The 26,602-nt window shown below is 61.2% G+C and carries 19 protein-coding genes; all 19 read right to left on the bottom strand.

Annotated elements, in window-relative coordinates:
• Positions 1–32: 32 nt before the first annotated feature.
• The 19 genes from ACFOZ5_RS03360 to tssM all read right to left on the bottom strand — a co-directional run bounded on the left by ACFOZ5_RS03360 (position 33) and on the right by tssM (position 26,594).
• Positions 33–749 carry an RHS repeat-associated core domain-containing protein gene (locus ACFOZ5_RS03360; protein ID WP_449288617.1) on the bottom strand — a complete coding sequence of 239 codons (717 nt, stop codon included), beginning with the start codon at positions 747–749 and terminating at the stop codon, positions 33–35.
• An 85-nt stretch (positions 750–834) separates the two neighbouring features.
• Positions 835–1,194 carry an RHS repeat domain-containing protein gene (locus tag ACFOZ5_RS03355; protein ID WP_379885401.1) on the bottom strand — a complete coding sequence of 120 codons (360 nt, stop codon included), beginning with the start codon at positions 1,192–1,194 and terminating at the stop codon, positions 835–837.
• Positions 1,195–1,712: 518 nt separating this feature from the next.
• Positions 1,713–5,717 (bottom strand): DUF6531 domain-containing protein, encoded by a 4,005-nt coding sequence (locus ACFOZ5_RS03350; RefSeq protein ID WP_379885399.1) that lies wholly within the window; start codon positions 5,715–5,717, stop codon positions 1,713–1,715.
• Positions 5,718–5,732: 15 nt separating this feature from the next.
• Complete coding sequence (locus ACFOZ5_RS03345) at positions 5,733–6,515, bottom strand: hypothetical protein (RefSeq protein WP_379885397.1); 783 nt, start codon at positions 6,513–6,515, stop codon at positions 5,733–5,735.
• Entirely contained in the window at positions 6,497–7,477 is a 981-nt protein-coding gene (locus tag ACFOZ5_RS03340) for a hypothetical protein (protein ID WP_379885396.1), read from the bottom strand. Before ACFOZ5_RS03340 ends, ACFOZ5_RS03345 begins: the two co-directional genes overlap by 19 nt.
• Positions 7,478–7,487: 10 nt before the next feature.
• Positions 7,488–9,290 (bottom strand): type VI secretion system Vgr family protein, encoded by a 1,803-nt coding sequence (locus tag ACFOZ5_RS03335; RefSeq protein WP_379885395.1) that lies wholly within the window; start codon positions 9,288–9,290, stop codon positions 7,488–7,490.
• Between the two features lie 79 nt (positions 9,291–9,369).
• Complete coding sequence (locus tag ACFOZ5_RS03330) at positions 9,370–9,849, bottom strand: Hcp family type VI secretion system effector (protein WP_379885394.1); 480 nt, start codon at positions 9,847–9,849, stop codon at positions 9,370–9,372.
• 61 nt (positions 9,850–9,910) lie between these two features.
• Positions 9,911–12,535: a type VI secretion system ATPase TssH gene (gene tssH / locus ACFOZ5_RS03325; protein ID WP_379885428.1), complete on the bottom strand. Its 2,625-nt coding sequence runs from the start codon at positions 12,533–12,535 to the stop codon at positions 9,911–9,913.
• 14 nt (positions 12,536–12,549) lie between these two features.
• Entirely contained in the window at positions 12,550–13,518 is a 969-nt protein-coding gene (gene tssG, locus ACFOZ5_RS03320) for a type VI secretion system baseplate subunit TssG (protein ID WP_379885393.1), read from the bottom strand.
• Positions 13,515–15,329, bottom strand: coding sequence for a type VI secretion system baseplate subunit TssF (gene tssF, locus ACFOZ5_RS03315; RefSeq protein ID WP_379885392.1), 1,815 nt, complete (start codon positions 15,327–15,329; stop codon positions 13,515–13,517). Before tssF ends, tssG begins: the two co-directional genes overlap by 4 nt.
• Positions 15,329–15,778 carry a type VI secretion system baseplate subunit TssE gene (gene tssE, locus ACFOZ5_RS03310; RefSeq protein ID WP_379885391.1) on the bottom strand — a complete coding sequence of 150 codons (450 nt, stop codon included), beginning with the start codon at positions 15,776–15,778 and terminating at the stop codon, positions 15,329–15,331. Before tssE ends, tssF begins: the two co-directional genes overlap by 1 nt.
• Positions 15,775–16,599, bottom strand: coding sequence for a type VI secretion system accessory protein TagJ (locus ACFOZ5_RS03305; protein ID WP_379885390.1), 825 nt, complete (start codon positions 16,597–16,599; stop codon positions 15,775–15,777). Before ACFOZ5_RS03305 ends, tssE begins: the two co-directional genes overlap by 4 nt.
• Positions 16,600–16,694: 95 nt before the next feature.
• Positions 16,695–18,233: a type VI secretion system contractile sheath large subunit gene (tssC, locus tag ACFOZ5_RS03300; protein WP_379885389.1), complete on the bottom strand. Its 1,539-nt coding sequence runs from the start codon at positions 18,231–18,233 to the stop codon at positions 16,695–16,697.
• Positions 18,234–18,269: 36 nt separating this feature from the next.
• On the bottom strand, positions 18,270–19,769 hold the full coding sequence (gene tssC, locus ACFOZ5_RS03295) for a type VI secretion system contractile sheath large subunit (RefSeq protein ID WP_379885388.1): 1,500 nt from the start codon (positions 19,767–19,769) through the stop codon (positions 18,270–18,272).
• Entirely contained in the window at positions 19,766–20,275 is a 510-nt protein-coding gene (gene tssB, locus ACFOZ5_RS03290; RefSeq protein ID WP_379885387.1) for a type VI secretion system contractile sheath small subunit, read from the bottom strand. Before tssB ends, tssC (ACFOZ5_RS03295) begins: the two co-directional genes overlap by 4 nt.
• Positions 20,276–20,386: 111 nt before the next feature.
• Positions 20,387–21,532 carry a type VI secretion system protein TssA gene (gene tssA, locus ACFOZ5_RS03285; RefSeq protein WP_379885386.1) on the bottom strand — a complete coding sequence of 382 codons (1,146 nt, stop codon included), beginning with the start codon at positions 21,530–21,532 and terminating at the stop codon, positions 20,387–20,389.
• A 49-nt stretch (positions 21,533–21,581) separates the two neighbouring features.
• Complete coding sequence (locus ACFOZ5_RS03280) at positions 21,582–22,367, bottom strand: PP2C family protein-serine/threonine phosphatase (protein ID WP_379885385.1); 786 nt, start codon at positions 22,365–22,367, stop codon at positions 21,582–21,584.
• 7 nt (positions 22,368–22,374) lie between these two features.
• The gene (tagF, locus tag ACFOZ5_RS03275; RefSeq protein ID WP_379885384.1) at positions 22,375–23,046 is read right to left on the bottom strand and encodes a type VI secretion system-associated protein TagF; all 672 of its coding nucleotides are present in this window, start codon (positions 23,044–23,046) and stop codon (positions 22,375–22,377) included.
• A gap of 20 nt (positions 23,047–23,066) precedes the next feature.
• Entirely contained in the window at positions 23,067–26,594 is a 3,528-nt protein-coding gene (tssM, locus tag ACFOZ5_RS03270) for a type VI secretion system membrane subunit TssM (RefSeq protein ID WP_379885383.1), read from the bottom strand.
• Positions 26,595–26,602: the final 8 nt, after the last annotated feature.

Genomic DNA, 26,602 nt, shown 5'->3' with positions numbered 1-26,602 from the left:
GAGGTGGCGCCATCTTCTGGAGAATGGCTTCCTTACGTTCCGGCGAGTAATAGGGCATGGTTGTCCTCTGAAATCATCAGGCGACAACTACGCTGACACATAGGGCCCATCGCCGTATCCCTATAATGATTAGGCTCTGGCGGAGCAATAATGCCAGTAGGTGCTGCAACGGACTGGGTAACTGCCTCCTCTGCCTCTACCGCATTATCGGGTGTGATCGCCTTATTATAGGACAAGCCCAAGGGATCGATGTAGTCTGCGGGGTTTCGGGTATATCGGTAAGGATTTAACCCACCTTGCACGCCCAACGGATCCGGCGTCAGGTAACGCCCCTCTTGCCGATCGTACTCCCGGTAACGGTTGTGATGAAAGCCAGTCAGTTCATCTTCGAACTGCCCCGGCAGCCTCAAGGGTTGATGAATCGGCCCCGCCGGAGTTTCAGGCCGGCAGTGGCCCCAGGCATTAGCATTACCCTGCCACAAAAGGTTTCCGCCCTCGTCCCACAACCGAATCGGCATCGTCCGCCAGTCCAGCTCGTAGTAATGAGGTTCACCATCGATCAGGGTAAGCAGCGGCTCCTCAGTTTTCGGGTCGCGGATGTACCACTGCCATTGCCCTTCCGGATTCTGTTCACCCATCAGCACATCGTTGTGCCAAAGATAAGTGGTCGTACCAGCCTCGCTCTTGCGCCAGGCCCGTCTGCCCAGCGCATCATAGCCGTAGGTCACATGGATACCGGGTTTTTTCACTTCGATGAGTTGGCCTTCGGCGTCGAACTTCCGGTGTTCGGTGGTCTTGCCGATAACCCGGATTTCGGCACCCAGAGCATTTTTTCTACTGCCTGTCCCTTTCCTTTTTTACACGGGTCAGGTGTTCTTCCAGGTCGTAGTCGTAGCCCACGCTGTGACCGTCCGGCCGCCGGTAGGCAACGGGACGGGCCAGCTGGGCGTAGTCGTAGCGATGGGTGTCACCCACGGCATTGGTGTAGGTCGTGAGCAGGCCGGAGTCGTTGTAGCCAAACTGGCGGCTGCGGCGCTGTTCCGGAGCCTGTTCCGGGTACTGGTGCACTGCGAGGAGTTTCGCGCCCTCGTAGTCGTATTCGGTGACCAGATCCTGTTGCAGGATGCCTGCTACCCGGCCCTGGTGGTCAAAGGCGTAGCGGTGGAGGTTGCCCTGGCGTTCGTCGGCCAGCACCTCGCCGTTGGGGCTGTTTTTTCTACTGCCTGTCCCTTTCCTTTTTTCCTTTTTCCCAAGCAAAACCCTTTCTGACCTGCCGGACCAACAGATAGAACATACGGACGACAACCGCGCCGAGAACGGCATACAACATTTTCACTATGTCCTCCTTGCTGGAAAACAATTTACCGCTACACTTAAAAACGAATTTCCGGACACACAATTACTTATTAGATCACAAAAAAATTGCTCACAATATAGATAGCGAAGGCTAATAGAACGAAGCCTAAAATGAGATTAATTACATTCTTCCACCAGAAAATACCGAGCAACTCCAAGCATAGATAGAGTATCGAAAGTAATTTCAGTGCATTAGAAAAAAAAACCAAATCAAACAATAGGTCCAACCTCCCCCCCTCAGGAAACAGCATCATACCAGGGGTTAACACCTCACCCAAAAGCCAGAGCAAAATAGAAGCACCAACAACTTTAAAAAAAAACAAAACATTTTGAAACATATCCCTTTCCCAGCCCCTTTATTTCGGTTCAAAAACAACCCATTCACCCTTCGGGAAACCCCACCTTCCGCGAACCTGATTATCCAGACTGTAATTAGCAGGGTGATAATATCGGTTCGGAGCAATCACTTTGGCATCAAGCTCATTTGCCAACTCTTGAGCAATATTCTCTTGCCCCTTTCCTGTATTACAGGAACCTAAACGCACGGGCATGCCCTGGTCGTAAGCACTGTCTGCACGAATACGATCCGCCAACTCTTGAGCGCTTAGCGGAACTCGCTCTCCCTCAATGTCATCGAATACTGTGGCCTGATCACCGTGTGCAAACACTTCATACTCATTAGGACTATCGGCATTTTCCCTTCCGATCGCGAGGTCCTCAAGAGATCCTGGCTTGAATAAGTTCAAGCTCGACCCTTCACTGGCATGCTGAGGCAAACCGGGATCAGGAGAGACTGACCGATATCCGGAAGCACTTGGCTGGGTTGCCGGCGAAACAGTCTTAACTCCCTGCTCCCCCGATTCCATCCCAACATCTATTTTCTCAACACCCACTAGATCTTCGCTACCGCGGCGCTCTGAAATCGCAATATCGTTTGGTGAAATCGAACTTTGCTCCAACCCTAGATCATCAATGTAGTCTGCGGGATTTTTGGTATACCGGAAGCTATTCGCCCCACCATCTAAAACTATGGGATCAGGGGTAAGGTATCGCCCCAGCGTTGGCTGGTATTCCCTGAAACGGTTCTGAACGATCCCAGTAAACTCATCCTCAAACTGCCCCGGCAACCGAATAGGCTGATGAACATAACCCTTCGGCATTTCAGGCCGGCAGTACCCCCAGGCATCAGCATTGGCCTGCCAAACCAGCTCACCTTCACTGCTCCAAAGCCGAATCGGCATCATCCGCCAATCCAACTCATAGAAATGAGGCTGACCATCGATCAGAGTGAGCAAGGGCTCGTCGGTCTTAGGATCGCGGATGTACCACTGCCACTGCCCTTCCGGAGCCTGCTCCCCCATCAAAACATTGTTGTGCCAAAGGTAACTGGTAGTACCCGCTTCGCTTTTGCGCCACGCCCGCCTGCCGAGACCGTCATACCCGTAGACCACATGAATACCGGGCTTTTTGACTTCAATGAGTTGGCCTTCAGCGTCGAACTTGCGGTGTTCGGTAGTCTTGCCGATGACGCGGATTTCCGCACCCAGAGCGTCGTATTCCCGCTTGTCGTTGTTGGTTTCGATCAAACGATCATTCTCGACCTTGCCGCCTTCCGGGATGCGGTTGCCACCCAGGTCGTAGCGATAAGTGATGTCGTTTTCTCTGATCAGCTGGCCCTGGGGATCCCGCTCGTAATAGGTTTCGCCGTTCTGGCTGTCGATGACGGCTTCCACCCGGGATTCCGCGTCCCAGCGGTAACGCCTTGTGGCAGGGGTTGTGCCCTGCCAGCGCCGTTTGATCAGGCAGCCGTAGCGGTCGTGGATCTGGGTCTGTTTGTTGTTGCCTGCCTGGCGTTCCGTTTCCCTGCCCTGGGTGTCCAGGGTGCGGCGGATGGCGGGTTGGCCGTTGATGTCCAGGTGGGTCCAGTTACCGTGCTTGTCGTAGCGGTACTGGACATTGGTGCCATCCGGAAAGCTAATGGTTTCCAGGTGGCCGCCGGTGGTGTAGGTGTAGCTTGTGGTGTGCTGGTCCTGGTGGTGTTCGGTGACCTGGCCCTTGTTATTCCAGGTCCAGCGGACCTTTCGGTCGGCGCAGCTGGCGTGGGTGCGGCGACCATACTTGTCGTACTGGTAGTGCCGGGTGACTGGCGCCCGGTCCTTGCCCTGGCTGGTTTGGGTGGTGACCCGGCCGCCCTCGTCTCGCTCCACGGTCTGTACCCACACGTCCGGGTGTTCCCGACGGATGATCTCGCCTGCTTCATTGTAATGGAAACGGATATCGCGGCCGTCCGGGGCCTGGCACCGTTCCACTTTGCCCCGGGCGTTCCAGCCCAGTTGCCACTGGTTGCCGTCGGCCCGCGTGACCCGGGTCAGGCGTTCCTCCAGGTCGTAGTCGTACCCCACGCTGTGGCCGTCTGGCCGTCGGTAAGCAAAGGGGCGGGCCAGTTGAGCGTAGTCGTAGCGGTGGGTGTTGCCCACTGCGTTGGTGTAGGTGGTGAGCAGGCCGGAGTCGTTATAGCCGAACTGCCGGCTGCGGCGTTGCTCCGGGGCCTGTTCCGGGTACTGGTGGACAGCGAGGAGTTTAGCGCCCTCGTAGTCGTACTCGGTAACCAGGTCCTGTTGCAGGGTGCCTGCGACCCGGCCCTGTGGATCAAAGGCGTAGCGGTGGAGGTTGCCCTGGCGTTCATCGGCCACCACTTCACCGTTGGGGCTGTAGCCGATTCGGCGGATTTCGCCGGTATCGCTGGTGGCCTTCGTCATCCAGCCATTGGCATCGTACTGGTAGCGCCACTGGCTGCCGTCGGGGCGCTCTTCACTGAGCAGGCGGCCGATACTGTCGAACTGGCGGCGGGTAATCAGGCCATCCGGGGTCTGTTCGCCGGTGCAGAAGCCCATGGCGCTGTAGTGCCAGCGGTGCTGGCGGCCGTCCGGCTGTTCTTCCACCACCTTTCGGCCCCAGGCATCGTAGCCATACCGGGTGGTGCGACCATCCGGCAGACGGTAGGCCTCCAGCAGGCCACTGCTGTCGTCGTAGGCCCACTGGTAGGTGGCCCCATCAGGCTCCTGGCGGGCGATGATGCGGCCCTGCTCGTCGTAGTGGAATATCTGGGTGTTGCCGAAAGCGTCGGTGACGGCGGTCTGATATTTGTCCGGCTGGTAGTCGAAATGGAACTCGTGGTGGCCGTCGTCACCCCGGCTGTGCAGGCACCGGGCGCCCGGACCATGTCCCTGCCAGCGGAAGCGGAAGCCGTAGCCGGTGGGCAGTTCGCGGCGTGCCAGCAGGTGGCCCTGGTAATGGTAGGTCTCGCGGCCATGGTGGCTGTTACTGGCGATCAGGTCGCCTTCGTCGCTGTAGTCATAGGTGGCGAGCACCGAGCGGTGGTCGTCCTGGCACAGCAGAATCTTGCTGAGTAGAACCCTTGCATCTGGACCGGGCCTTGTCCATTGGAGCTGGAGGTGGCGCTCCGGGGCGATTTCAATGCGGTCCAGGCGGTGGTCCCGGTCGTACTGGAAGCGCCATTGCTGGCCTCGCAGGTTCTGGACGGAGACCGGGTGCCACAGGTGGTTGTCGGTGGTGGAAAAGCGCCAGGCAGTGCCATCCTTTTCGGTGAGGACCATGCGGCTGTCGTGCTTGTATTCCAGGCGCATGCCGGCGCTGACCTGCCAGCCGATCTGCCCGGGTGACAGGGACTGAAAAGGCACGACCCGGCCCTCGTGGTCCAGGACCCGGATACCTTCCTCTTCCACCCAGATGTAGCGCAGACAGTCCACACTCCAGCCGGCGCCGAAGCCCAAGTCCCGGTCGCAGTTGCCGGAGCGATAGCGACGTTGCCAGGTCAGGGGCATGGGGGCAGGCACCGTGAAATCGGCGATATCCAACACCTCTTCGCCGGTGGCTGGCGCTACGGGATCGCCCTGCAGGTCCGCATCAGCCACATCGGCCCCTATCAAGCCACCGCTGACCCCGCCAGGTTCTGAGGCAGCATCAGCATCTGCGATTGATGGAGACTGGTATTCCTGAAGACGGGCAAAGACCGCGCCGACCTTGTCCAACCATGTACCGTTTGAGGGAGGTGCTTCGCTGGGCAACTTGCGGACCTTCAATTCGCCAGCCTCAAGCCGTTGGCCAATCTGCGGCAGGTACTCACCGGCTTCGCCTACCTGGTCGGCTGACGCAGACTTCTGGCCACTGAGGCTGGCCCAACGTTGCCGGTCTTCGTCCAGACTACGTTGGAAAGTGTTCTGTATCCACGAGGCGTAGTCACTGGCGCCGTCCCACTCTAATGGCTGGCCCCCGACACCTTCAGCGATATCGGCGGCGATGATATAAACCGATCCATCGTTTGCGGTGAACTTCTGCATACTGTCCCTGTTTCCCTATCCGTTGTAGTCGGCCACCGACACCCCCACCAGCGGGCTCGTATCCATATCCATCATGACCACTGGCCCCTGCCAGTCGCCCAGCCGGAACCCTTCGTGCATCCAGTACCAGTTAAACAGGCTACCCACGGTGCCAAGTGGCCCGATGCGCGCCTCGGCGAACTCCCAGCGCACGTCCTTGCCGCCCCAGTTACCCAGCGCCGACAGGGCGGGTAGCAGCCGGTCCAGGCTGCCGTCGCTGCCGGTGCCCGGCAGGAACAGCACTTCCGGCTCGGCCACCACGGCCCGCGCCTGTTCCAGCAGGCCGGTCAGGTCGGTGCTTCCGTCCGTGCGGCCATCCACCAGGCTGAGCATCAGGCCGAGCCCGGCCTCGTCCGGGTCCAGGTCAACTCGCATCCGGCTTTCCACTTCCGTTAGCGGCTGCAAGCCAGGCATGCGGTCGATCGCCACCAGGGTGGCCGGTGCTTGCAGGCGGTTGATCTGGCTCAGGGCCAGGGTGACGCCGGAGCGCCCGAAGCCCACTTCCACCTGTCCGGCCGCCAGATCCTGCCAGAGATGGCGTTCGCCTCTTTCCCGGTCCGGCAGGATGATCCAGGTCGGGCGCTCACCGCCCAGGTAACCCCGGAACTGTTGCTCCAGCCAGGCCTGTGCCTGGGCATGGTCGTCGTGCCGGGGGACTGCAGCCGGGGCGCCTGTCAGCACCCCACCGTTGTCCAGAATGTCGTCCAGGGAAGTGCCAGCAAGGATGCCCTCGGCCCGGGTCAGCCGCCAACGCACCATTGGCCTCCGAACAACGACCAGGGGGACCCGTTAATCTGCCGGCCGCTCCAGTACCAGCAGCGCTCGCGAAAGCCCATGGGCAGGGCGCTGAACCGTTTCTGCCAACTGGCGGGGGCCAGGCCGTGGCCGTCTTTCAGGATCTCGCCCCAGCACTGGTAACCGAAGGGGGATGGCTCCGGCTGGCGACCACTGTGGTCACCCCTCAGCCAGCGCAGCTCCCGCTCGGCGGCATCGGCCACTTCCTCGTTGCCGTCCAGCCCGGTGCCGGCACCAATTGCCTCCAGCCAGGACAGGAAACGACGGGCACAGCTCACGCCCATGGCCTCGACCGTGGTGGTGGTATCCACCTCGGCCAGCAGCCAGTTAACCAGCCACAGTTGCCATTCGTCGTGGGCGCCGACCATCAGTGGATAGAACCAGTCCTTCCAGCTGGCGAATCCGCTGGTGTTGGCATCGGCGGGCAGTAATTCCCACAGGGCTTCCACCAGTGACTTGGAGAGCTCGTTACGCCCGTCCAGTACCTTGGCCCATTCCTTCCAGGGCTCGGGCAACTTGTCGATCTGCCCCCGGCGCCAGTAGGCCCGGGCGGCCAGCATCTGCAGCTCCGGCGACTCCGGGAATTCCCGCGCTACCGACAGGTGGGGATAGTTGGCTGCCAGCCACCAGCTCAGCGCTGCGGCGTCGGGCTCATTTGCCAGGGCATCCAGTGCCGGGCGTACCCGCACGCCACCGATGGACAGGGCAATCTCCAGCCACAACGTGGCTTCGTCCACGGGCAAGGATACGAGGGGCAGCAGGCTGCCTTCCGCCAGGTTCTCCGGCAGGGGCGACGCCGGATCGCCCCGCTCGGCCCGGGTCAACAGGCGCCGGTCGACCTGGCGCAGCTGCTCCAGGGAGGCGTCGTCGCTGGCCAGCAGGGCTCGCCGGGTCGCGATGAGTTCATCGAGCGTCTGTTGCATCATGCCAATGCCATCAGTTCAGGTTGATCTTGGCGGACTTGAGGTTGATCGCCGACGAGCCGTTGATATTGATGATGCTGCCTTCGATGTTGATCAACCCGGAGCTGTACATGGTGATTGAGGCAGAGCCAGTCTTGATAGTGATGCTGTCACCAGCATCGAGTACGTGGTTCTTGCCAACGGTCACGGTCTGATCGTTGCCCACGGTCTCCGTGTCGTCGTTGCCGATAGTGGTGGTGCGATCAACGCCCACATCGTCAGTCTGGTTGTTCTCAACAGTCAGTTCGTGGTCTTTCTCGGCATGGATTCTCAGCCACTCGCTGCCGAGGGTGTCGTCAAAGCTGATCTCGTTATAGTTGGCGCCGCTGCCCTTGGTGGTCGAGCGGGACTTGATGCCAGAGATGTTCTTCTGCGACTCCGGGTCGTAGGGCATCTGGTTCTTGCCGTTATAGACCGAGCCGGTAATCAGCGGCTGGTCCGGGTCGCCGTTGACGAACTCCACCAGCACTTCCTGCCCTTCCCGGGGGATAAACTGGGCGCCCCAGCGCTCACCCGCCCAGGACTGGGCCACGCGGATCCAGCAGGAGCTCTTCTGGTCTCTCTTACCTTCCCGATCCCAGTGGAACTGCACCTTGACCCGGCCGTGTTCGTCCACATGGATCTCTTCACCCGCGGCACAGGTAACGGTGGCGGTCTGCAGGCCAGGCATGACCGGCTTGGCTATGCGCGCCGGTACATAGGGCTGGTTGGCGGGGCGGCACAGGAATTCGTTGTGGTAGGCCACCGAGTCCATCGCCGGCTGGTTGTCGGCATTCAGGGGCACTTCCGCCTTGATGAGGATGTCGGTAATCAGGAACTCATTGGGGTCCTGGGGACCATCCTCGTGGGACTGGAAGCCGAAGGTCAGGCCGGCACCGAAGGACCGGTAGGTTGAGATGGCGTCCAGGGTTTCCGCCTCCATGGCCAGGGCCTGCAGATGTTTCTTGGTGAAGTTGGCCTTGTCCTTCAGGGGGCGGTCTTCGCCGTGGTATTCAAACAGCTCCCGCTGACCGAAGAGATCCCCGGGTACCTTCTCCTGGCTGGTGGTCGTAATCCGGTCATCGGGGCGGGTAAAGTCAAAGCCATGCTCCATCATCTGGTCGGACATGGCGCGGTACCCCCGCTCCCAGCGGGAGATACGGGCGGCACCGATATTGCGCGAGGTAAACACCACCTGGTTCTCCAGTGTCGGCTGGAACGCCGTGTCACTGTCGGTAATGACCATGGTGTGAGCGCTGTCGGTGTGCTCGAAAAAGAAGGTCAGGCCTTCGTTGGCAAGCACACGACTGATAAATTCCCAGTCAGTCTCGTTGTACTGAACGTAGTAACGGTGCGTATAGAGTGCGCCGTTGAGTACCTTGCGGTGGGCAACGTCGTGTTCACCCAGCAGGATTTCGACAATGTCCAGGGCAGTCTTGTCCTGGAATATGCGGCAGTTGGTGCGGCTGGTGGCGGACCAGGCACGGGGGACAATCCGCGCTTTGTAGCGCTGTCCGTCCTTGTTGTGCATGGGCTTGCCAAGCTCGCTGATGTCGAGAAAATGGCCGTGGAAATAGCGTTCCCGGGATCCCAGCTTGTCGGTCATGGCGAGACTGATAACCACTTCTTCGCCGATGTGTTGCTTCATGTTTCTGATCCGCTGATTGGCGGTGAAACCAACCTCTATCTGGAACAGTCGTGACATGCCCTCGCTGACCGTTAGCCTCTCGAGGATCAGCTCATCCTCGCCCAGCGAACTGTGAATCTTGAGAAAATGATGCTGAGTTTCCTTGCTCATGAACGTCCACGCCATCCTGAATGAATCGGGGGAAGGAGGGCACCCGAAGGTGCCCTCCCGGAGACAGTAAACCCTGTGATCAGAGCTTCTGACCCTTGACACCACTGTAGCCGTATACCTTCGGCTGAGTAACGTCGTTCTTGTCGTTGGCCGGGTTGGCCGTCATGGTCAGCTCGGTGTAGGAAATGGTGATGCACTCGGTGGGGCGATCACCCTGTACAGACAGGCTGTAGTTGGAAATCATGGCATCGGTCAGTTCGATCTTCATGATCTCTTCAATCTCATCACCCTGCTTGGTGATGTAGAAAACTGCCTTACGGCCCTTACCGATGGTGGCTTCACGGAACAGGTCAGGAGACGCGTTGTCCTGCAGCTTGGTGATAGTGATATCGCCCAGGCGGGTTGCAGAGGCTTCGCGGTCCATCGCGGTACCAGTGTAGGCCGTGATTTCACGATGAACGTTAAAGTCCATGGAAAGCACGGTGATCATGTCTTTGTACTGGCTAGCAGTGGCTTCGCCTTTAACGCCGTCATAATCCAGATAGGTATTCGCTTGCATGTGTATCTCCTTAGGTTTTTTGTACGTCCTGTAACAAGGACATGGTCATCCTGGCCGTCGCTCAAGCGCCGTCCATGGATTCTGTCTGGCGTTCGGATTCCGCCTGTGTACTGACAACAACCTGAAGGTCGCCATCGGTCACAGTGATATCCACCGCCGAAATCGGTGTTTCATCCGCCAGGCATTCCAGGATTTTCCTGGACGCGGCGGGCAGCACATCCCGGTGCAGGATCTGCTGGATATTGCGGGCGCCGGAACTGGCCTCGGTGCAGCGTTCCACCACGGCATCCACCACGCCATCGTCGTAGCCCAGTGCGACATCGTGATGACGCAGCAGGCGCTGATTGATGCGCTCCAGCTGCAGGCGGGTAATCTCCGCCAGCTGTCCACGCCCCAGGGGCCGGTAAGGCAACACAGTGGTGCGCCCCAGGAAGGCCGGCTTGAAGATGTCCAGCAGCTGGTCCCAGATGGCCACTTTCAGGGTCTTGGGATCTTCCGGCGCGGTCATTTCGTCGGCGTACAGGTCGGCAATCTGCTCGGACCCAGCGTTGGAGGTCATCAGGATCACGGTGTTGCGGAAGTCCACGTCCTGGCCCTCGCCGTCCCGCAGGGACCCCTTGTCGAACACCTGGTAGAAGATGTCCTGCACGCCCGGGTGGGCCTTTTCCATCTCGTCCAGCAGGATCACGCTGTACGGCTTGCGGCGGACCGCCTCGGTGAGCACACCGCCCTCGCCGTAACCGACATAACCGGGGGGCGAGCCCACCAGTTGGGAGACCTTGTGCTCCTCCTTGAACTCGGACATGTTGATGACCGTGAGGTTGGACTCACTGCCATAGACCTGCTCGGCCAGGGCCAGGGCGGTCTCGGTCTTGCCTACGCCACTGGGGCCCACCAGCAGGAACACGCCCAGGGGCTTCTTCTCGTCGGCCAGGTCGGCCCGGGCCACGCGAATGGTTTCAGCGATATCGTCCAGGGCATGGTCCTGGCCCTTCACCCGGGTTTTCAGGTTCTGGTCGAGCTGCAGGATGCCGGCCACTTCATCCGCCTGCATGCGCCCCATCGGGATACCGGTCCAGTCGGACAGCACCTCGGACACCAGCTGGCTGTCCACCTGCCAATGCACCATGGGCTGCTCGCGCTCGGCCAGCTGGGAGCGCAGTTCGTTCAGTTCGGCACACAGCTCGTCGTTCGCTTCCTCGCTGAGCCTTTCCCCCAGCTCGGAGGCCGAGGCCACCAGGGTCTGTTCGGTCTGCCAGATTTTCTCCAGGCGCTCGACCTTTTCCTCGGCCTGCTGGCGGCGGTTGGCCAGTTCTTCCAGGCGGCGGCTGTGGTCGGCACCGGTGCGGCTTTCCCGGGCGAGGATCTCGTCCTCCAGCTCCAGGGCCGCCAGTTCGGCACGGGCCTTCTCCAGCAGTGTCGGCATGCTGGCCTGACTCATGGCCACGCGGGCACAACAGGTATCCAGCAAGGCCACGGCCTTGTCCGGTAGCTGGCGACCAGCCAGGAAGCGCATGGACATGCGTACCGCGGTGCCCACCGCCTCGTCGGTGATAATGACACCGTGGTGCTTCTCCAGGGTGGGGGCCAGGCCCCGCAGGATCTGGATGGCAATGTCCTCGGAGGGCTCGTCCACCTTGACGACCTGGAAGCGACGGGTCAGGGCAGCGTCCTTTTCGAAGAACTTCTTGTACTCGGCCCAGGTGGTGGCGGCAATAGTGCGCAACTCACCACGGGCCAGGGCCGGCTTGAGCAGGTTGGCGGCATCGTTCTGTCCGGCCTGGCCGCCGGCGCCGACCATGTTGTGGGCCTCGTCGATAAACAGGATAACCGGATCAATGGAGTTCTTTACTTCTTCGATCACGCCCTTGAGCCGGTTCTCAAACTCACCTTTCACGCCTGCGCCGGCTTGCAGCAGGGCCAGGTCGAGGGTCAGCAGCCGGGCCTTCTTCAGGGCCTCGGGCACGGAACCATCGGCGATGCGCTGGGCCAGGCCCTCGACCACCGCGGTCTTGCCGACACCGGCTTCACCGGTGAGGATCGGATTGTTCTGGCGGCGACGGGTGAGGATGTCGATCATCTGCCGGATTTCATCGTCACGACCCAGCACCGGATCCAGCTTGCCCTCACGGGCCTGGGCAGTGAGATCGATGGTAAACTGGGACAGATGCTCTTCCTTGCCCCGGCCTGCCGGACGGCGGGGTTCGGGCGCCTCACTGCCACCGAGTTGCTCCCGCAGCTGGGCCCAGCTGGACAGCAGTTGCTGTGGGTCCAGGCGCTCCAGTTCGCGGGCGTGGCGGGTTGCCAGGGCGGCCATGGCCGGGTCGTTCAGCAGGGTGTATAGCAGGGTGGCGCCGCGCATCGCGGGTTCACCAAATTCGATGGAGGTATCCAGCCAGCACTGGCGCAGCAGGTCCACCAGTCGTGGCGACAGACTCGGGGTGGCGCCACTGCCCGTGCGGAAGCTCTCCAGGCCCTCGTTCAATTCGTCTTCCAGGCGATCCAGGCTCAGGCCGAAATGCTCCAGAACCACCACCAGGTCCTGATCCCGCGACTTCAGCAGGGCCTTCAGCAGGTGTTCGGTTTCCACGGTGTGGTGGGTCCGCTGGAAACATTGCCCGACAGCGCCTTCCAGGGCCTGACGGGTGCTGTCATTCATTTTCTCTACCAGTGACTTCAGAGTCATTGAGGACATCGCGCTTATTCCTTTCCTTGGCTTGGCTTGAAGCTGACTTCCACCTGCTGGTCAGAGGTCGGCCCTGCGGCTATGAAACTGTCGGCCCCCAGGCGGCCATGCTGGCCGAGGCAGGCGCCGGTCAGGTCCCGGGCCCTGGCTACCAGCAGGTAGCGCACCCGGGTCTGGCCACCCACCAGACGGTGAGCCATGCGGGCGATCGCGGCACTGCAACGCCCTTTGGGTAATACATCCTTTACCTGCTGACGGTTGCCGGGGTAGAACACCACGTCGGCGCCCCGGTCCGCCATCCAGGCGCGGCTGCCCAGCATGGCATCCCCGAGCCGGGCGTACTGCCCTTCCGGATCCCGCCGCGTTGGCAACCGGCTCTGGTCTTCCGATGCCACCCGTACCCAGCCGCCCTGCAGCGTACGAACCGCTACCGGCATGCCCGATACGTCCGACAGCACCGACCGCAGGGTGGCCGCGGAACGGGCCCCCCGCGACATGGCACCTCCGTACCAGATTTCCCACTGCTGTTCACTGCCGGTCAGGGCCTTGAGAATGTTGGTGAAGTCATCCTCACCCTGGCGCTCCTGATGGACCGCCGGCTGGGTCTTTTCCCAACTGCGGTAGTACAGCGACAGCAACCGGTGGTTGAACAGGTCAAAAAAGTCCCGCATCGCCGGTGACTTCTGCTTCAGTTGTGCCAGCACCATTTCCGAGTAATGGGCGGGCATGGCACCACGGGCACCGGTCAACCCCATGGTGTCTACGGTCAACTCCGCCTGCTGCAGGCCATTGGACAGGCGGTTCACCTTGCGCTCCACCACGTCCTGGCCGGCAAAGCCCATGTGCTGGCTTGACCGGAACCGTACCAGCTCCCGCTCTGGCCAGCCGTCGTGGCCCACACGATGGTAGCTGGCCTTCTCACCCGGCAACTGGCGCTCAGTACGCCAGACCTCGCGAAAGAAGGTTCCCAGGGGCCGCTTCATACCAGCTCCCTTTCGCCGGCCCGTGCCGGCCAGGTGTGGTAGTCACGGCTGTGGCCGCTGAGGCGGATGCGCAGCCGGGTAAAGCTGTTGAGCTGGGCGAACTGGGCCAGGAACCGGTCCAGTACCGCGGAGAACAGATAGATGCTGGTGCCAGCGTAACGGGGCCGGGAGAAGGTAACCCGGAACTCGGTGCCCTGGGTCAGCCCGCTGCGCACGCCCTTGCCTACCCTTGCAGCCACCCGGCGTACCTCGACCTTTTCGATGCCTTCCACCATGGCCCGGGATTCCGGGGTCTGGCGGAAGTCGTACAGCTGCAGTACGGCCTTCAGGCGCTCGCAGGCATCGTCACCGGTGAAGTACTCCAGGTTCAGGTGACGGATAAACTGCCACCGGCTCGCGCCCTCCAGTTCCGGTCGCACGGTGGAGGTGGGGGCCAGCAGGGCTACCGCCTTGTCGATCAGGGGTTCGGACACCGCCTTGAAGGTCGGGTCGCCACCACCGAAGGGCAGACGGTCCGGCACGTTGCGGTTGCAGCACTGGGCCTTGATAACCAGGGCCTCGTCATCGGGAATCGCGTCCAGGTCGCGGTTCTCGTAACGGTTGTCCACCAGGCTGAGGATGGTTTCCGTGCCTGGTTCCATCTGGCCGCCAACCCAGTCCGCCGGGCGCCGCTGCAGATGCCAGAACAGGTCCAGGTCCGTCTGCCAGCGGGGATGCCCCAGGCCATAGTAGGGGGCCATTTCGCGTATCTTGCCGCTGTTCACCAGGGACACGGAGGCCACGTTGACTACTTCAAAGGCATCCGCCTTGCGGTAGCGGGAGACCAGTCGGTGCTCGTGGCGGGTATCGTCCAGTGGCGAGGGTTCCAGGGTTTCCTCGAACAGGTTGACCACCGGCACACACCACAGCCGCATGTGCTCGGCCTGGAAGCTCTTCTCCAGCTCGGAGGAGGTTTCCGACAGGTAGAAGGTAACGTCGATTTCCTTCGACTCCGGCCAGCAACCGGTCATCTGGTCAAGCTGGGTGAACAGGAACTTTTCCGGGAACAGGAAGAATTCCGTCAGCAGCCGGTAACCTTCCATGCTGCGCTTGCTGTAGGGCACCAGGGCTTCGCACTCGTCAAAGCCCACCGGGCGAATGCGGTTGGCCGGCAGGAAGGTCAGCTGCCGCCGATCGCTCACCGGCGAAACGGCAACGCCCAGCCCGGTGCGATGGATCAGGTCGTAGAGTTCATTGCTCAGGTGGGCCTGACCGTGGAGGAAGAACCTCAGCCACGGCAGGTCGATTTCGCTGAACGGCGTCGGGGCCGACAGGCGCAGAGTGATCACGCTCTGGGCGCCTTCCGTGCCCAACGGTCGGGGCGCATCAAAGGGCGCGTTCTGGAAGTCGGCACTTTCTACCGTAACAGGCGCAATGTAGTGCTCGCCGGGGGCACGGAACTCGCAGTCCGGCATCTTTTCCACCCGGGTTTCGAACGCCTGGCCTTCGGTGAGCGGCGAACAGTGGGTCTGGGCCCGGGAGGCCGTCAGCTGCAATACCGTCATCGACGGGATAGGCGCCTGGTAATCCGGGTACAGGCTGCCCATCAGGATATCGGTCAGTTCCGGAAAGTGTCCGTCCAGACGCTGGCGAATCTGGGACGTCAGGAAAGCCACGCCCTCAAGCAGTCGTGACACATGGGGATCTTCAACGGCTTCATCACTCACCCGCAACCGGCCTGCCACTTTCGGGTAGGCACGGGCAAACTCGGCTCCCTGACGGCGCAGGTAGGCCAGTTCGCGGTTGTAATACTGAAGAAGCTCTTCACTCATCAGGCACACTCCTGAAGGGTCACCGCCAGGGTGACCGGCTCCACTTCCGAATCAAATGACACCGGCTCGGGCACCGGGTCCACCAGCAGCACGGCATCGATACGCAGCCGTAACTGTCGGTCCAGCGGGGCATCCGCGTCCGGCATGGTGACCTGTATCCGGGTCAGCCGTGGCTCGAACCGGCTGATGGTGTCGCGAACCTCGTCGCAGAGCCACTGGCGCCCGTCGTCCGTGCCCAGATCCATCACTGTGAAATCCGGCAGGCCATAGCCCAGCACCGAGGTCTGCAATTCCCTGCCCCCCTGCTCCAGCGGCAGCCAGGAGCGGCGGGCATTGAGCAGGCACTCCAGATCCCGCCGCACGGCCTGACGGATACGGGCAAGGGTCGGACGGCTGTCGTCCCCTTCCGCCAGCCGGTCAAGCAGACTCATCTGGAGTTTGGTGTTCATCCGTTGGCCTCTGCGTCGGCGGTTTCAGTGGCTGCCGGCTCGTCGCAGCATTCCAGCCGCCTGACACTTTCCAGGGTGACGGCGTCATCACCCAGCAGGAACATCTTCAGACCAAGGCCGGTAACCAGGCCGCCCTCGTGTTCCTCCCAGTCGGTTTCCCGACCCAGTTTCTGGCCCGACGTCTGACTGCGCAGGTAGGTCAGGGGTACGAAGACTTCGCCCTGGCGGCCATCCTTGAGTGTGACGCTGGCGCGACGCCAGATCAGCTCAACGGGGGAGGAGGCGGCGTGGAATTCCACTTCCTGGATATCGCTCCACAACCACAGATAGTAGTGACCGTCGGTACCCAGCCCCTCGAAGAAACCGGCGAGGCTGTCATCACAATCGCGGAAGTCCCCTTCCTGCTCACCAACGCGGTAGCGGGTATCGGTGCGGCCTGCCTCGAGCGTACTGGCTGCCTCGGACGCCGCCTGGGGGTTGCCCTCCAACAGGTTCAGGTTGACCGCCAGCAGGGCTTCCAGTTGTTCACCCTCGGTGGCCACCACGTCGTCAGCCAGCTTGCCTTCGGCCAGGGCCAGACGGGCGTGCTGAGCCCGCATCAGCTGGCGCATGTTGGCGGCACCGGCAAGCCAGTCGGGCTGGTGTTTGGCTAGTGACATCAGCATGTCGTCGGCGCGCTCGAGCTGGCCATCCAGGCACAGCAGTTCGATCAGGCAGGCACGCACGTCAGTGGCTGAAGGATCTTTGCGGAGTGTGTTCTGGGCGTGGGTAATGGCCTCTTCCAGTTGGCCTGAAGACAGCAGTTCCCTGATCGCATCCATTCTCTGTTTCCTTCTTCCGTGGCCGGTTGCCGGCCAGTAGGTTGTCCTTTCATCCAGCGTCCTGGCTGCATGGCTTGCCGGAGCAAGCCAACGCATTATATTCGATTAACAGGTGTTAACTCGGTGATCAGTTTCATACCTGTGACCAGCTGATCAATCTGGAAATGAGGCTGCAGGCGAATCACCGAATAGAACTTGCCCGGATCGCCCACACGGGCCTTGACCGAGACCTGGGCATCCCGCAACGGGAAGCGTGCCCGCATCTCATCCGAAGCCCCTTCGCTGGCCATGGTGTAGGAACGCAGCCACTTGCGCAGCTGCTCTTCGCAATCCTCCGGCGATCGGTATCCGCCGACCCGATCACGCCCCATCACCTTCAGGTAATGGGCAAAACGGGACACGCACAAGGTGTAGTGCAACATTGCGGAAAGCCGTGCGCTCATATCCGCTGCTGGCTTGCCATAGGTGGCCGGCTCCTGCACCGAAGGCACCGAGTGGAACGTCAGCATCTCGGTGTTGGCCAATGGCGCCAGGGGCACGAAACCCTCGTCCGCCAGGGCCCGCTCCATCCGGTCAGTGATCTGCCAGTCCACCGCGTTACGGCTGGGGAAAAGCGCCCCGGTTTCCGTGCTTTTCTGTATCGACGGCAGATTGTCCACCACGCCGTGGGCCACCCGTTCCGGGCGGTAGCCACGAATATGGGCAAACCACCCGGATTCACAGAACGCACGGATAGCCACGGTGCCAAAGCCGAAACAGGCCGGCCCCCAGAGGTAGTCCCGGGCCACGTTGCTGCCGGATTCCCGGAAACGGAAACCCTCGATGCCCTGCCCCGGACCCAGATGCGGTGGCCGCATCATCATCCGTGGCATGGTGATCCCCAGGAAACGGGCGTCTTCCTCCTGCCGGAGCGCCCGCCACTTCACCAGTTCCGGCTGGCTGAAATGACTTTCCAGCTCGCTGACGGCGGTCAGATCGGCGAAGTGATCGACACCGAAGAAGCTGGGGTCGGCATTGACGATCACCGGGGCAAAAGCAGCAGCCCCCACCCGTGACAGCTCCTTGAGGATATCCATGTTGGACTGGCCACCTTCGGTACGGTGGCTGATGGTGTAGGCACCCAGCAAGAGCCCGAAGGGCTCGCCACCGGGATTGCCGAATTCCTCGGAATAGATCTTGGCAAACAGCCGGGAATGATCAAATTCGATGGACCGGGTCAGGTCCTTGCGCAGCAGTTTCCAGCTCAGGTCCAGAAAGCGGACCTTCACCAGGCCTTCGTTATCGCTTTCCAGTGCCTGGTCGGTCAGCAGCAGCAAACCGCGCCAGTTGGCCTCCAGGGCCTGAAACTCCGGGTGGTGCAGGATGGCGTTGAGCTGTTCGTTGAGCAGCCGGTCCAGACGAACCAGCATGCCGGCCAGCAGTGCGGTGATATCCGACCGCCCCCACTGCTTTTCCGGGTCTGTGCGGCCCAGCAACAGCAACAGCGCCTGCAGGTCGTCAGCCTCGGCCACCAGCCGCTCGGCAAAGCCGCGGTCGGGTATGACCGTGGCCTTCGCCGGGGGCTGGCGATCGAGGTAGTCCTTGTCAACGAAGCTCAGCGCTGCGCCCATAAAGCATCCCTGCTTATCGTTCATTCCTGATCCTCTGGACGGGTTTCATCCCGCGTGGGATCAGCTGCCCATTTCCGGAATCTTGGCCACGAGGCGAAGCGACGTGGTCAGCTCTTCCATCTGCAGCCAGGGCCGCAGCCAGGCAATGGCATTGTAGGCACCGGGACGACCCGGGATCTCCCGTACCTGCACCCGGGCATCCGCCAGCGGGAACTTGGCACGGATTTCCTGGCCACCGCCTTCGGAGGCATTCACGTAGTTCAGGATCCAGCGGTTCAGCCAGTTCTCCACGTCTTCCGCCTCCATGAAGGAGCCGATCTTGTCCCGGGCCATAACCTTCAGGTAATGCGCAAAACGGGACGTGGCCATCATGTACGGCAGACGCGCGGAGATAGCCGCGTTGGCGGTGGCATCCGGGTTGTCATAGATTTTCGGACGCTGGCAGGACTGGGCACCGAAGAACACCGCATAGTCCGTGTTCTTGTAGTGACACAAGGGCAGGAAGCCCATCTTGCTCAGTTCCGCCTCACGACGATCGGTAATGCCGATCTCGGTGGGGCACTTCAGGTCCGGGTCGCCATCGTCACTCTGGAAGATGTGGGCCGGCAGGCCTTCCACCTTGCCACCACCCTCGGCACCACGGATCGCCGTGCAGAAGCCGTACTTGGCGAAGGCATTGGTCATGCGACTGCCCATGACATAGGCCGCATTCATCCAGCAGTAATCTTCATGATCCGGTGTGACCGCCATGCCGCTTTCCGGATCCAGCTCGAACTCCTCATAACCGAATTCTTCGACCGGACGGGTGGCCTCACCGTATGGCAGGCGCGCCAGCACGCGGGGCATGGTCAGGGTCACGAAGCGGGAATCCTCGCTCTCGCGGAAGGAGCGCCACTTGGTGTATTCCAGGGACTCGAAGACCTTTTCCAGGTCCCGGGGCTTGGACAGTTCGGTCCAGTCGTCGAAGCCGAACAGGCCAGAGCCGCCGGCGGACACGAACGGACAGAAGCCGGCTGCCGCCACGTTGGACATCAGGCTCAGGGTCTCGATGTCGTTGGGATGGTTGGTGAACTGGTAGTCACCGATCATGGCGCCGTATGGCTCGCCACCAGCGGTACCAAACTCGGATTCGTAGATTTTCTTGAAGACCTGACTCTGGTCGAATTCCACCGCCTTGGACAGATCCTTATGCAGCTCTTTCTTGCTCATGTTGAGCATGCGGATCTTCAGGGTGGCGCTGGTTTCGGAGTTGGACACCAGATGGTGCAGGCCACGCCAGGAACCTTCCAGTTGCTGGAACTCCTCCTGGTGCATGATCTCGGACAGCTGCGTGGAAATCAGCCGGTCAATCTGGGCAATGGCCTGACGGAAGGTGATGGTCAGGTTCTTGTTCCAGGTCACCGTGCCTTTCATGGCTTCGTCAGCCAGGGTACGGATCAGCTCACGGGCACGGTCGCTTTCGGTCTGTTTGGTGGCGCCAATGGCCTGGTCAAGCAGGCTCAGTGACGCTTCTTCGGCTAACGCGGCTTCGTTTTCCGCCGCCTGGGTTTCGGCACTCATTCCCTGTCCCCTTCTGTCTCACCAAGATCGGCATTCAGCTTCTGCAGATCATCGGAGTTGTTCAGAACGCGCTCCAGCAGCTCTTCCAGCTCTTCGGAGCGATCTACCTTGGTCATCAGGTCCCGCAGCTTGTTACGGGTTTCCATCAGCTCCCGCAGCGGCTCCACCTGGTTGACTACCGCCGCAGGCTGGAAGTCATCCATGGAGTTGAACGCCAGCTCTACGGCCATCTGGGAGTCGTCGTCTGACAGCTTGTTGTCCACCTTCAGCCTCAGCTTGGGGCTCATCCGGCGCATGACATCATCGAAGTTATCACGGTCAATCTGGATAAACCGACGGTCTTTCAGCGGCTTGGGACTGTCACTGTTGTTGCCCGAGAAATCCCCCATGACGCCAACGACAAAGGGCAGCTCTTTCTTGACCATTGCCCCTTCGGTTTCAACATCATAGGTAATGTGTACCCGGGGCTTCCGGACCCTGGATAGTTTGTCGTGAATGCTGTCCATGTCTCTGTCTCCTGTAGCGCTTCACTGGTTGGGGAGCGTCTGAATAGATCCTGCCTGTTTCTGATCCCAGAGCCTGTCAGGATCTATTCAGAGGCTCCTGAGGTGCCGCTTTTACTCCCGCGGCTCGGGGGCCGGCACACCGGTTAGACGGTAGAAGCCACTACGGGCACCACCATCGTCAATCAATTCCTGCATCAGTTCCGGCAACGACAGTTCGCTCCAGCGCACGGCCTGGCGAATGGCATAAGACACCGGGGAATGGGGTTCCGTCTTGAGAAAAAAGTCCGACAGCCGGCGAAGGTCAGCCAGGGCCTCGGCCCGACTGTCGATAGCCACCTGCACCGGATCCACCTTCTGACGTGGTGCTGTATCGGCACCTGCTTCCTCACCGGTTTCGGCATCATCGATCGGGCCAGGTTCCACGATGGCCTCGGGGGCATGCTTCCGGGTCCATTCATCAATGCGCGCGCCGGCGTGATGGGAGAGCACCGCAAGGCAGCGGTCCAGGGCCTGGCGGATATTGGTGGTGGGCTGGGGCTCGCCCATGACCTCGTCCATAACGTCCGACAACTCGCTGAACGCCTGCTGGGCCCGATGGATGGCTTCCCGGGTGGAGGCCAGCTCGTCGACCGGCGTGCTGGCGACCGCTGCCTGCAGATCCTCCGGCGAAGCGGCACCACCTTTGATACGGTTGCGGGCACGATCCTCGTCCAGACGACCGACTTCGGCGGCCTGCTCGGCGTGCCAGGCGGCGTAGGAACCGCCATTATCGGACTGAAACAGGGGAACCGACAGAATAGGCTGGATCAGGGTGCCCTCGGCTTCCAGGCCGTTCAGCCCCACAAGTGGCGCAATCCGGGTGTCCGGGCCTTCCTCGTCCGGGGTCGGATAGAGGTTGTCCCAGTGATTCAGCAGCAGCTCCCGGGCCAGCATGAAGCCATCGGCCAGACCCACAAATCCGTGCTCACGGCACAGAGCCTCGGTCAGCCAGGCCACGTACTCCAGATCCTTGGTGCGCTCGGTCAGCAGAACCGGGATTTCCCGCGCCATCTCTCGCCATTGGGGGACCTGAACGACTTCATCATCCGCCAGTACCTGACGCTCGAGCGCGCGGGCCTGACTGCGAAGGTCCTTCAGGGCGAAATAGGGCGATGTGGGAGACGCATCCTCGCGGGTGTCATCGCCACAGGGAAGGTCCTGGGAGATGTCTGCCAGCAATGCGGGTATGTCCAGGAGATGGGCGGTCTGATCCGTCATGAGGCTTCCTGCCGTCGTACTGTTGGTCCATCAATCGTATTCCATCACGTTACAGTAACCGGAGTCTCATCGGGATCGTCTCATCGTCCCCTCCGGTCACGTCGCTTGGACTATAGCAACGTTCAGGCACTTTAACAATAATACAGGTGATGTTGTCATTGCATTTCTTTATCAGCAGTGAATGCATCATCGCCAGGCTGACATCATGGATCGGGCCGCCGTTCAGGAACTCCCTGATTTCAGCGCTTCCCAGCTCCTTGCTGACACCATCACTGCAGAGCATGAATTGGTCGCCCGGCTCCACCTGGCCGCAACGGTAATCCAGGGTCAGGGCGTCATCGACCCCCAGGGCCCGGGTAATGACATGGGCCAGCGGGTGTCGTTCCGCTTCATGCTCGTCCAGCACACCCTGCTCCACCATATCCGCCACCTGACTGTGGTCTCGTGAAAGCTGGGTTACTTCATTACCCCTAGACCGGTAACAACGACTGTCTCCGGCCCAGAACAGGTGGTACATATCCCCTTCGATCAACAGGGCCACTACCGTGGACCCCAGGGTCTGGCCTGCCAGCTCTTCGCGACCGAATTGCCGGATACGCTGGTTGGCCTGCTGGATTGCCTGCTCCAGCTCAACTTTGCCCAGCATACCGTCATGTCGCCGCCGGGCACTGGTAACCGTGTCACAGATTAGCTGACTGGCCACGTCACCGGCGCGATAGCCACCCATGCCGTCTGCCACCAGCCAGAGACCGCTGTCGGTGAACTCAACGAAGGCATCTTCGTTATGTTCACGGACCGCTCCCCGATGGGTAAACGCCACGGATTCCGTCTGCATGCTGTCGCTACTCCTCAAGTTCTGCCTGTTGCCAACCATGATTCTGCCATTTTCCCACCATCATCGCTGCAAACTGGCCCACTTTGGGCAACCCGTCGGTCAGTAGCGTCGCCGGCTCTACAAACGCCGACCCCTGAGTCCACCAGACGGCCTGCCCGTTCTGGCGCCGCAGCAGGGCGTCCAGCCATTCGGATTCCCGTGCCGCCCCTGGAATCATCACGTTGCCCTCTGTCATGGGCCAGGCCAGACGGGTACTGTCGGACGTGGGCAGGGGCACATCGGCCAGCTTCTGACGCCAGGGGTCTTCTTCCCAGTTGTCATCCAGTACCGCCAGAATACTGTCTTCCATGGCCGCAGCCCAGTCCGGGTGGCGCCAGGCATCCATGGCTATGCCGCTATAGTCCGCCACGGCAATAAAGGGAAAATGGCGACCCACCCGATCCACGGAGGGGATCATGGTGCCCACCACGCCGGTTTCCGCCATGCCTCCGGGGCCGGCACAGAAATGCCAGATCGGCGCGGTCAGATAGGCATCCATCCAGTCATCCCCCAACTGATCGCGGCTGACAGCCAGACTGGCCTGACACCACTCGAAAAACAGGTCGCGGATTTCCGGGTGCACGTTATGGGTGAGGAAGTCTCCCCGCCCCGGCACCTTTCCCATATATCCCCAACTCATGATGGCTTTCCTCTTCTGGTTCAGAGCCGCGACGGCAGACGGAAGTCGTGCAGCACCGACAGGTCGAACGGATGCTTGACCGAATCCGGCGTCATTTCCAGCGTGGCCAGATAACCATCGGACAGGATATCGACATTACGGGTACGGCCGGAACCCGATAGCCCGCCATAGGCCCCCAGGAAACGGAACAGCGCCCAATCACCGTCGAAGTTCGCCTGGATGGCGGTATCCGTGCCCGTGCCCCGGGTCATGGTGACCCTGACGCCGGCCCCCGAGGACAAAGGCCAGTCAAAGGCCATGGTGCGGGGTGGCCCGTGCCGGTAGTTGAGGGTGCGGTCGCCGATTCGCAGCTGCAGGGAGGCCACCCGGCCGTCCAGGTAGGCGGGCTTCAGGGTGAAGGACGCTTTCAGCTCCTGGGTACCGCTGATGAAGAAAGCCTCCCGGATGCGACGGGCCTGCAGGAACACCTGAAGACTGGACTGACGGATACCCGCCGCCGGCGACAGGGTCCATGGCGAGGTACTGGTATCCACATGTTCCGCCACGTGTTCCTGGAAGTAGGAGTCCAGCACGCCACCATAGCCAAAGAAGGCCGCAAAGTCGGCCAGGGCCACTTCCGAGTCGGCCTCCCGGGCCAACGGATACTGGCCGGCAATCGCCTGCTGGTATTCCCGATACACATTGCTGCGCCAGACATCGTTGACCCGGCGGGTGGATGACACCTTCACCAGGCGGCGAGCATCGCCGGGAACCTCACCCAGCCAGGTCTGCAGCTGAGGTGACTGGCTATTGCCCACAGCGGCGTGGAGGGTTTTGACCGCATTTTCGAAATCGGAACGGGACACGGTAGCAAAGGCATCCGACATGCCCTGGTCCTGTTCGGCCAGGTAGCGTGCCATGGTTCTAGCGCGATCCTTGATCGTGCCCAGGGTTTCCTCGCTAACCTCGTGAAGCGGTCGGAAGGCGCGATCCACCGGCGTCAGTTCATGCTCGGCCATCATGCTTTCCGGCATGATCCGGCTCATGCGATCGAACGCCCGGCTACGACGGCGCATCCCCTCCTGTGCCATCTCACTGGCGTTATCCAACGCTTCGCCGGCGGCTGGATCCTGCGAATCTTCCACAGACAGCCGCGTATTGAAGCGGATGGCTTCCACCAGACGGCCCACTGGATCTTCCGGCCCGGCCAGCAGGCTCATCAGGTAACGTCCCTCACGGGTACTATCAAAACGCCGTACCTGCAGGTCTGACAGCAGTTGCTCCCAGACATGGATGTAGTCGCGAAAATAACGGTCCTCAACCAGCTGCTTGATACGACCTTCATTGAGGTTCCGGAAATCCTCCGTTTCCTCGCCGTATACCCAGGAGTCCTCCAGCAGGTGGCCGACGATCTGGTCACGCTCCGGCTCGAACACACCGCGGTAGCCATTGGTGGTGTACAGGCCCGGCACGCCATCGCGCATGGGGGCGCCGGAGCGGCGTTCGAAGACTTCCTCGGCGACCGTACCGAGCACCTTGTTCACCGTGAATTCGGGCAGGCCGGCACTCAGGGCATCCGCACGGATACGCTGGTAAGCCCGCTCATCCAAGGGCATGGCGGTCAGCTCACCCCGGGCCCGGGATACCAGTTCACGGTCTGCCGGAATGTTGTGGTTCAGGGCCAGGTACTGCCCCAGGTGTTTATCCAGAGCCTCCCGGGACGGCCGGTTGACCTCGCCGGGAATCTGCCGCGCAAGCATGAAATCAAACCAGGCCGCCACCTGCTCCTGCTCGAAATGTTCACGATTACTGACCATGAGATAGGTTTTCAGGCTTTCGTACAGGTATTCCAGATTGCCCAGGTTGCCGGAAATCTCGCTTTCCATGGACTCCCGGAAGATCTCGGCAAAGCGATACTGAAGCAGGCGCCCGTAGGCCCCTTCTGCCGCCTGTGCCAGGGAGCCGTTCTGGAAGAAGCCCAGCGGATAGTTGCCGCCCTCCGGCAATGGTGTCCCCATCACCCCGGGCATGCCGGCGGCGGTATTCAGGGTATCGTTGAGTACCAGCCAGTTGCCGTCACTGGTCCTGAGGCGGCCCATGTCATCCTGAAGCTGACTCATGTCATCCCGGTAACTGGCGATCAGGTCCCGGTTCCACTGGTACTCCATGTACCAGGACGCGCCGATACCGGCGGTAACCAGCACCATGGCAGCCACGGCCACCTGGCGCAGGCGACGGTAGCGCCGGTCCTTGGCACCGTCTGCCATGGCCAGGCCGTATTCCGAGAAGATGATGCTGTCGAACAGACGATGCAGGAAGAACCCGTCGCTGGGCAGCCCACTGCCGGGTCGGGCATTGCCGGGCACGTTCAGCCTCAGCTGCCGGTCCACCAGTGAGGACACCTTGTCGCTGGTGCGACCGTCCTGTTCCGAGGATACCAGGTAGATACCCCTCAGCAGGGGCACCTCTTCGTAGGCCGACGGGAAAAACACTTCCTTCATCAGGTTCCATAACGGTGCTTTCAGCAATGCCACCTGCTTGGGGAACTGGTAGATACGACGGCGGGTTTCCGGCGTGCGTTCCTGCTGCAAACGGTGCAGCAGGAAGTGACTCAGGCGCTCCAGCAGGCCGTCAAACTCCTGCTCGAATATGGCCGGAAGCTGCTCGGCATCCCGCACCGAATGCAGGTCGAAGGTAATGCCGAAAACCTCCTCCCGCTCCTGCTCCGAGAGCATGGCGAAGGTATCCGAAAAGCCTTCCAGCAGATCGAACTTGGTAAGCAGCACATAGACCGGGAACACCACCCCCAGACGGTTACGAAGTTCCTGCACCCGCTGCTTCAGGGCCCGGGCATGAAGCTGGCGCTCGGTGGGCGTCTGCTCCAGCAAGTCGGCTACACTGACCGACAGGATCACCCCGTTGATGGGCTGGCGGGACCGATACTTGCGCAGCAGCCCCAGGAAGGACTTCCAGCCCTTGGCGTCGCGCTTGTCACCGGATTCCTGGGTGGTGTAGCGACCGGCGGTGTCGATGATCACGGCGCGGTTGGTGAACCACCAGTCACAGTACCGGGTGCCACCAACACCCTTCACCGAATCCAGCCCCATTTCGCTTTTCAGGGGGAATTCCAGGCCGGAGTTGAGCAGCGCTGTGGACTTGCCAGAGCCGGGCGCGCCGATAATCATGTACCAGGGCAGCTCGTAGACGGAACGGAAACGGCCCGGCTTCCACTGCTTCATCAGGGCCAGGGCCTTGCGCAGGTTGTTGCGCTGGGTTTCCATTTCCTCCTTGAGCAGCTCGTCCTGGTCGTTGCCAGCCATCATCTCGGTGACAACCTTTTCGTTGTCCTTGCGCTGACGACGGGCCCGCCACAGGCTTACTGCCAGGAAGACAATCACCAGGCTCAACAGGAACACCAGCCGCGCAGCGACCGAGGCCAGCGGCTTGTAGTCAGCGATGGCCAGTAGCGGGCCGCCGAACCAGATCAGCAGCACCAGGGCCAGCAGGCCAAGAAACAGGAATACCCTGCGCCAGGTAAAAAAACCGGTTATCCGGCGAATCCATGCCATAACTCAGA

The organism is Marinobacter lacisalsi (genome assembly GCF_042651045.1).
GTDB classification, from domain to species: domain Bacteria; phylum Pseudomonadota; class Gammaproteobacteria; order Pseudomonadales; family Oleiphilaceae; genus Marinobacter; species Marinobacter lacisalsi.
The sequence above is the reverse complement of the archived record's forward strand: the minus strand, read 5'-3'. Positions and strand labels throughout refer to the sequence as shown.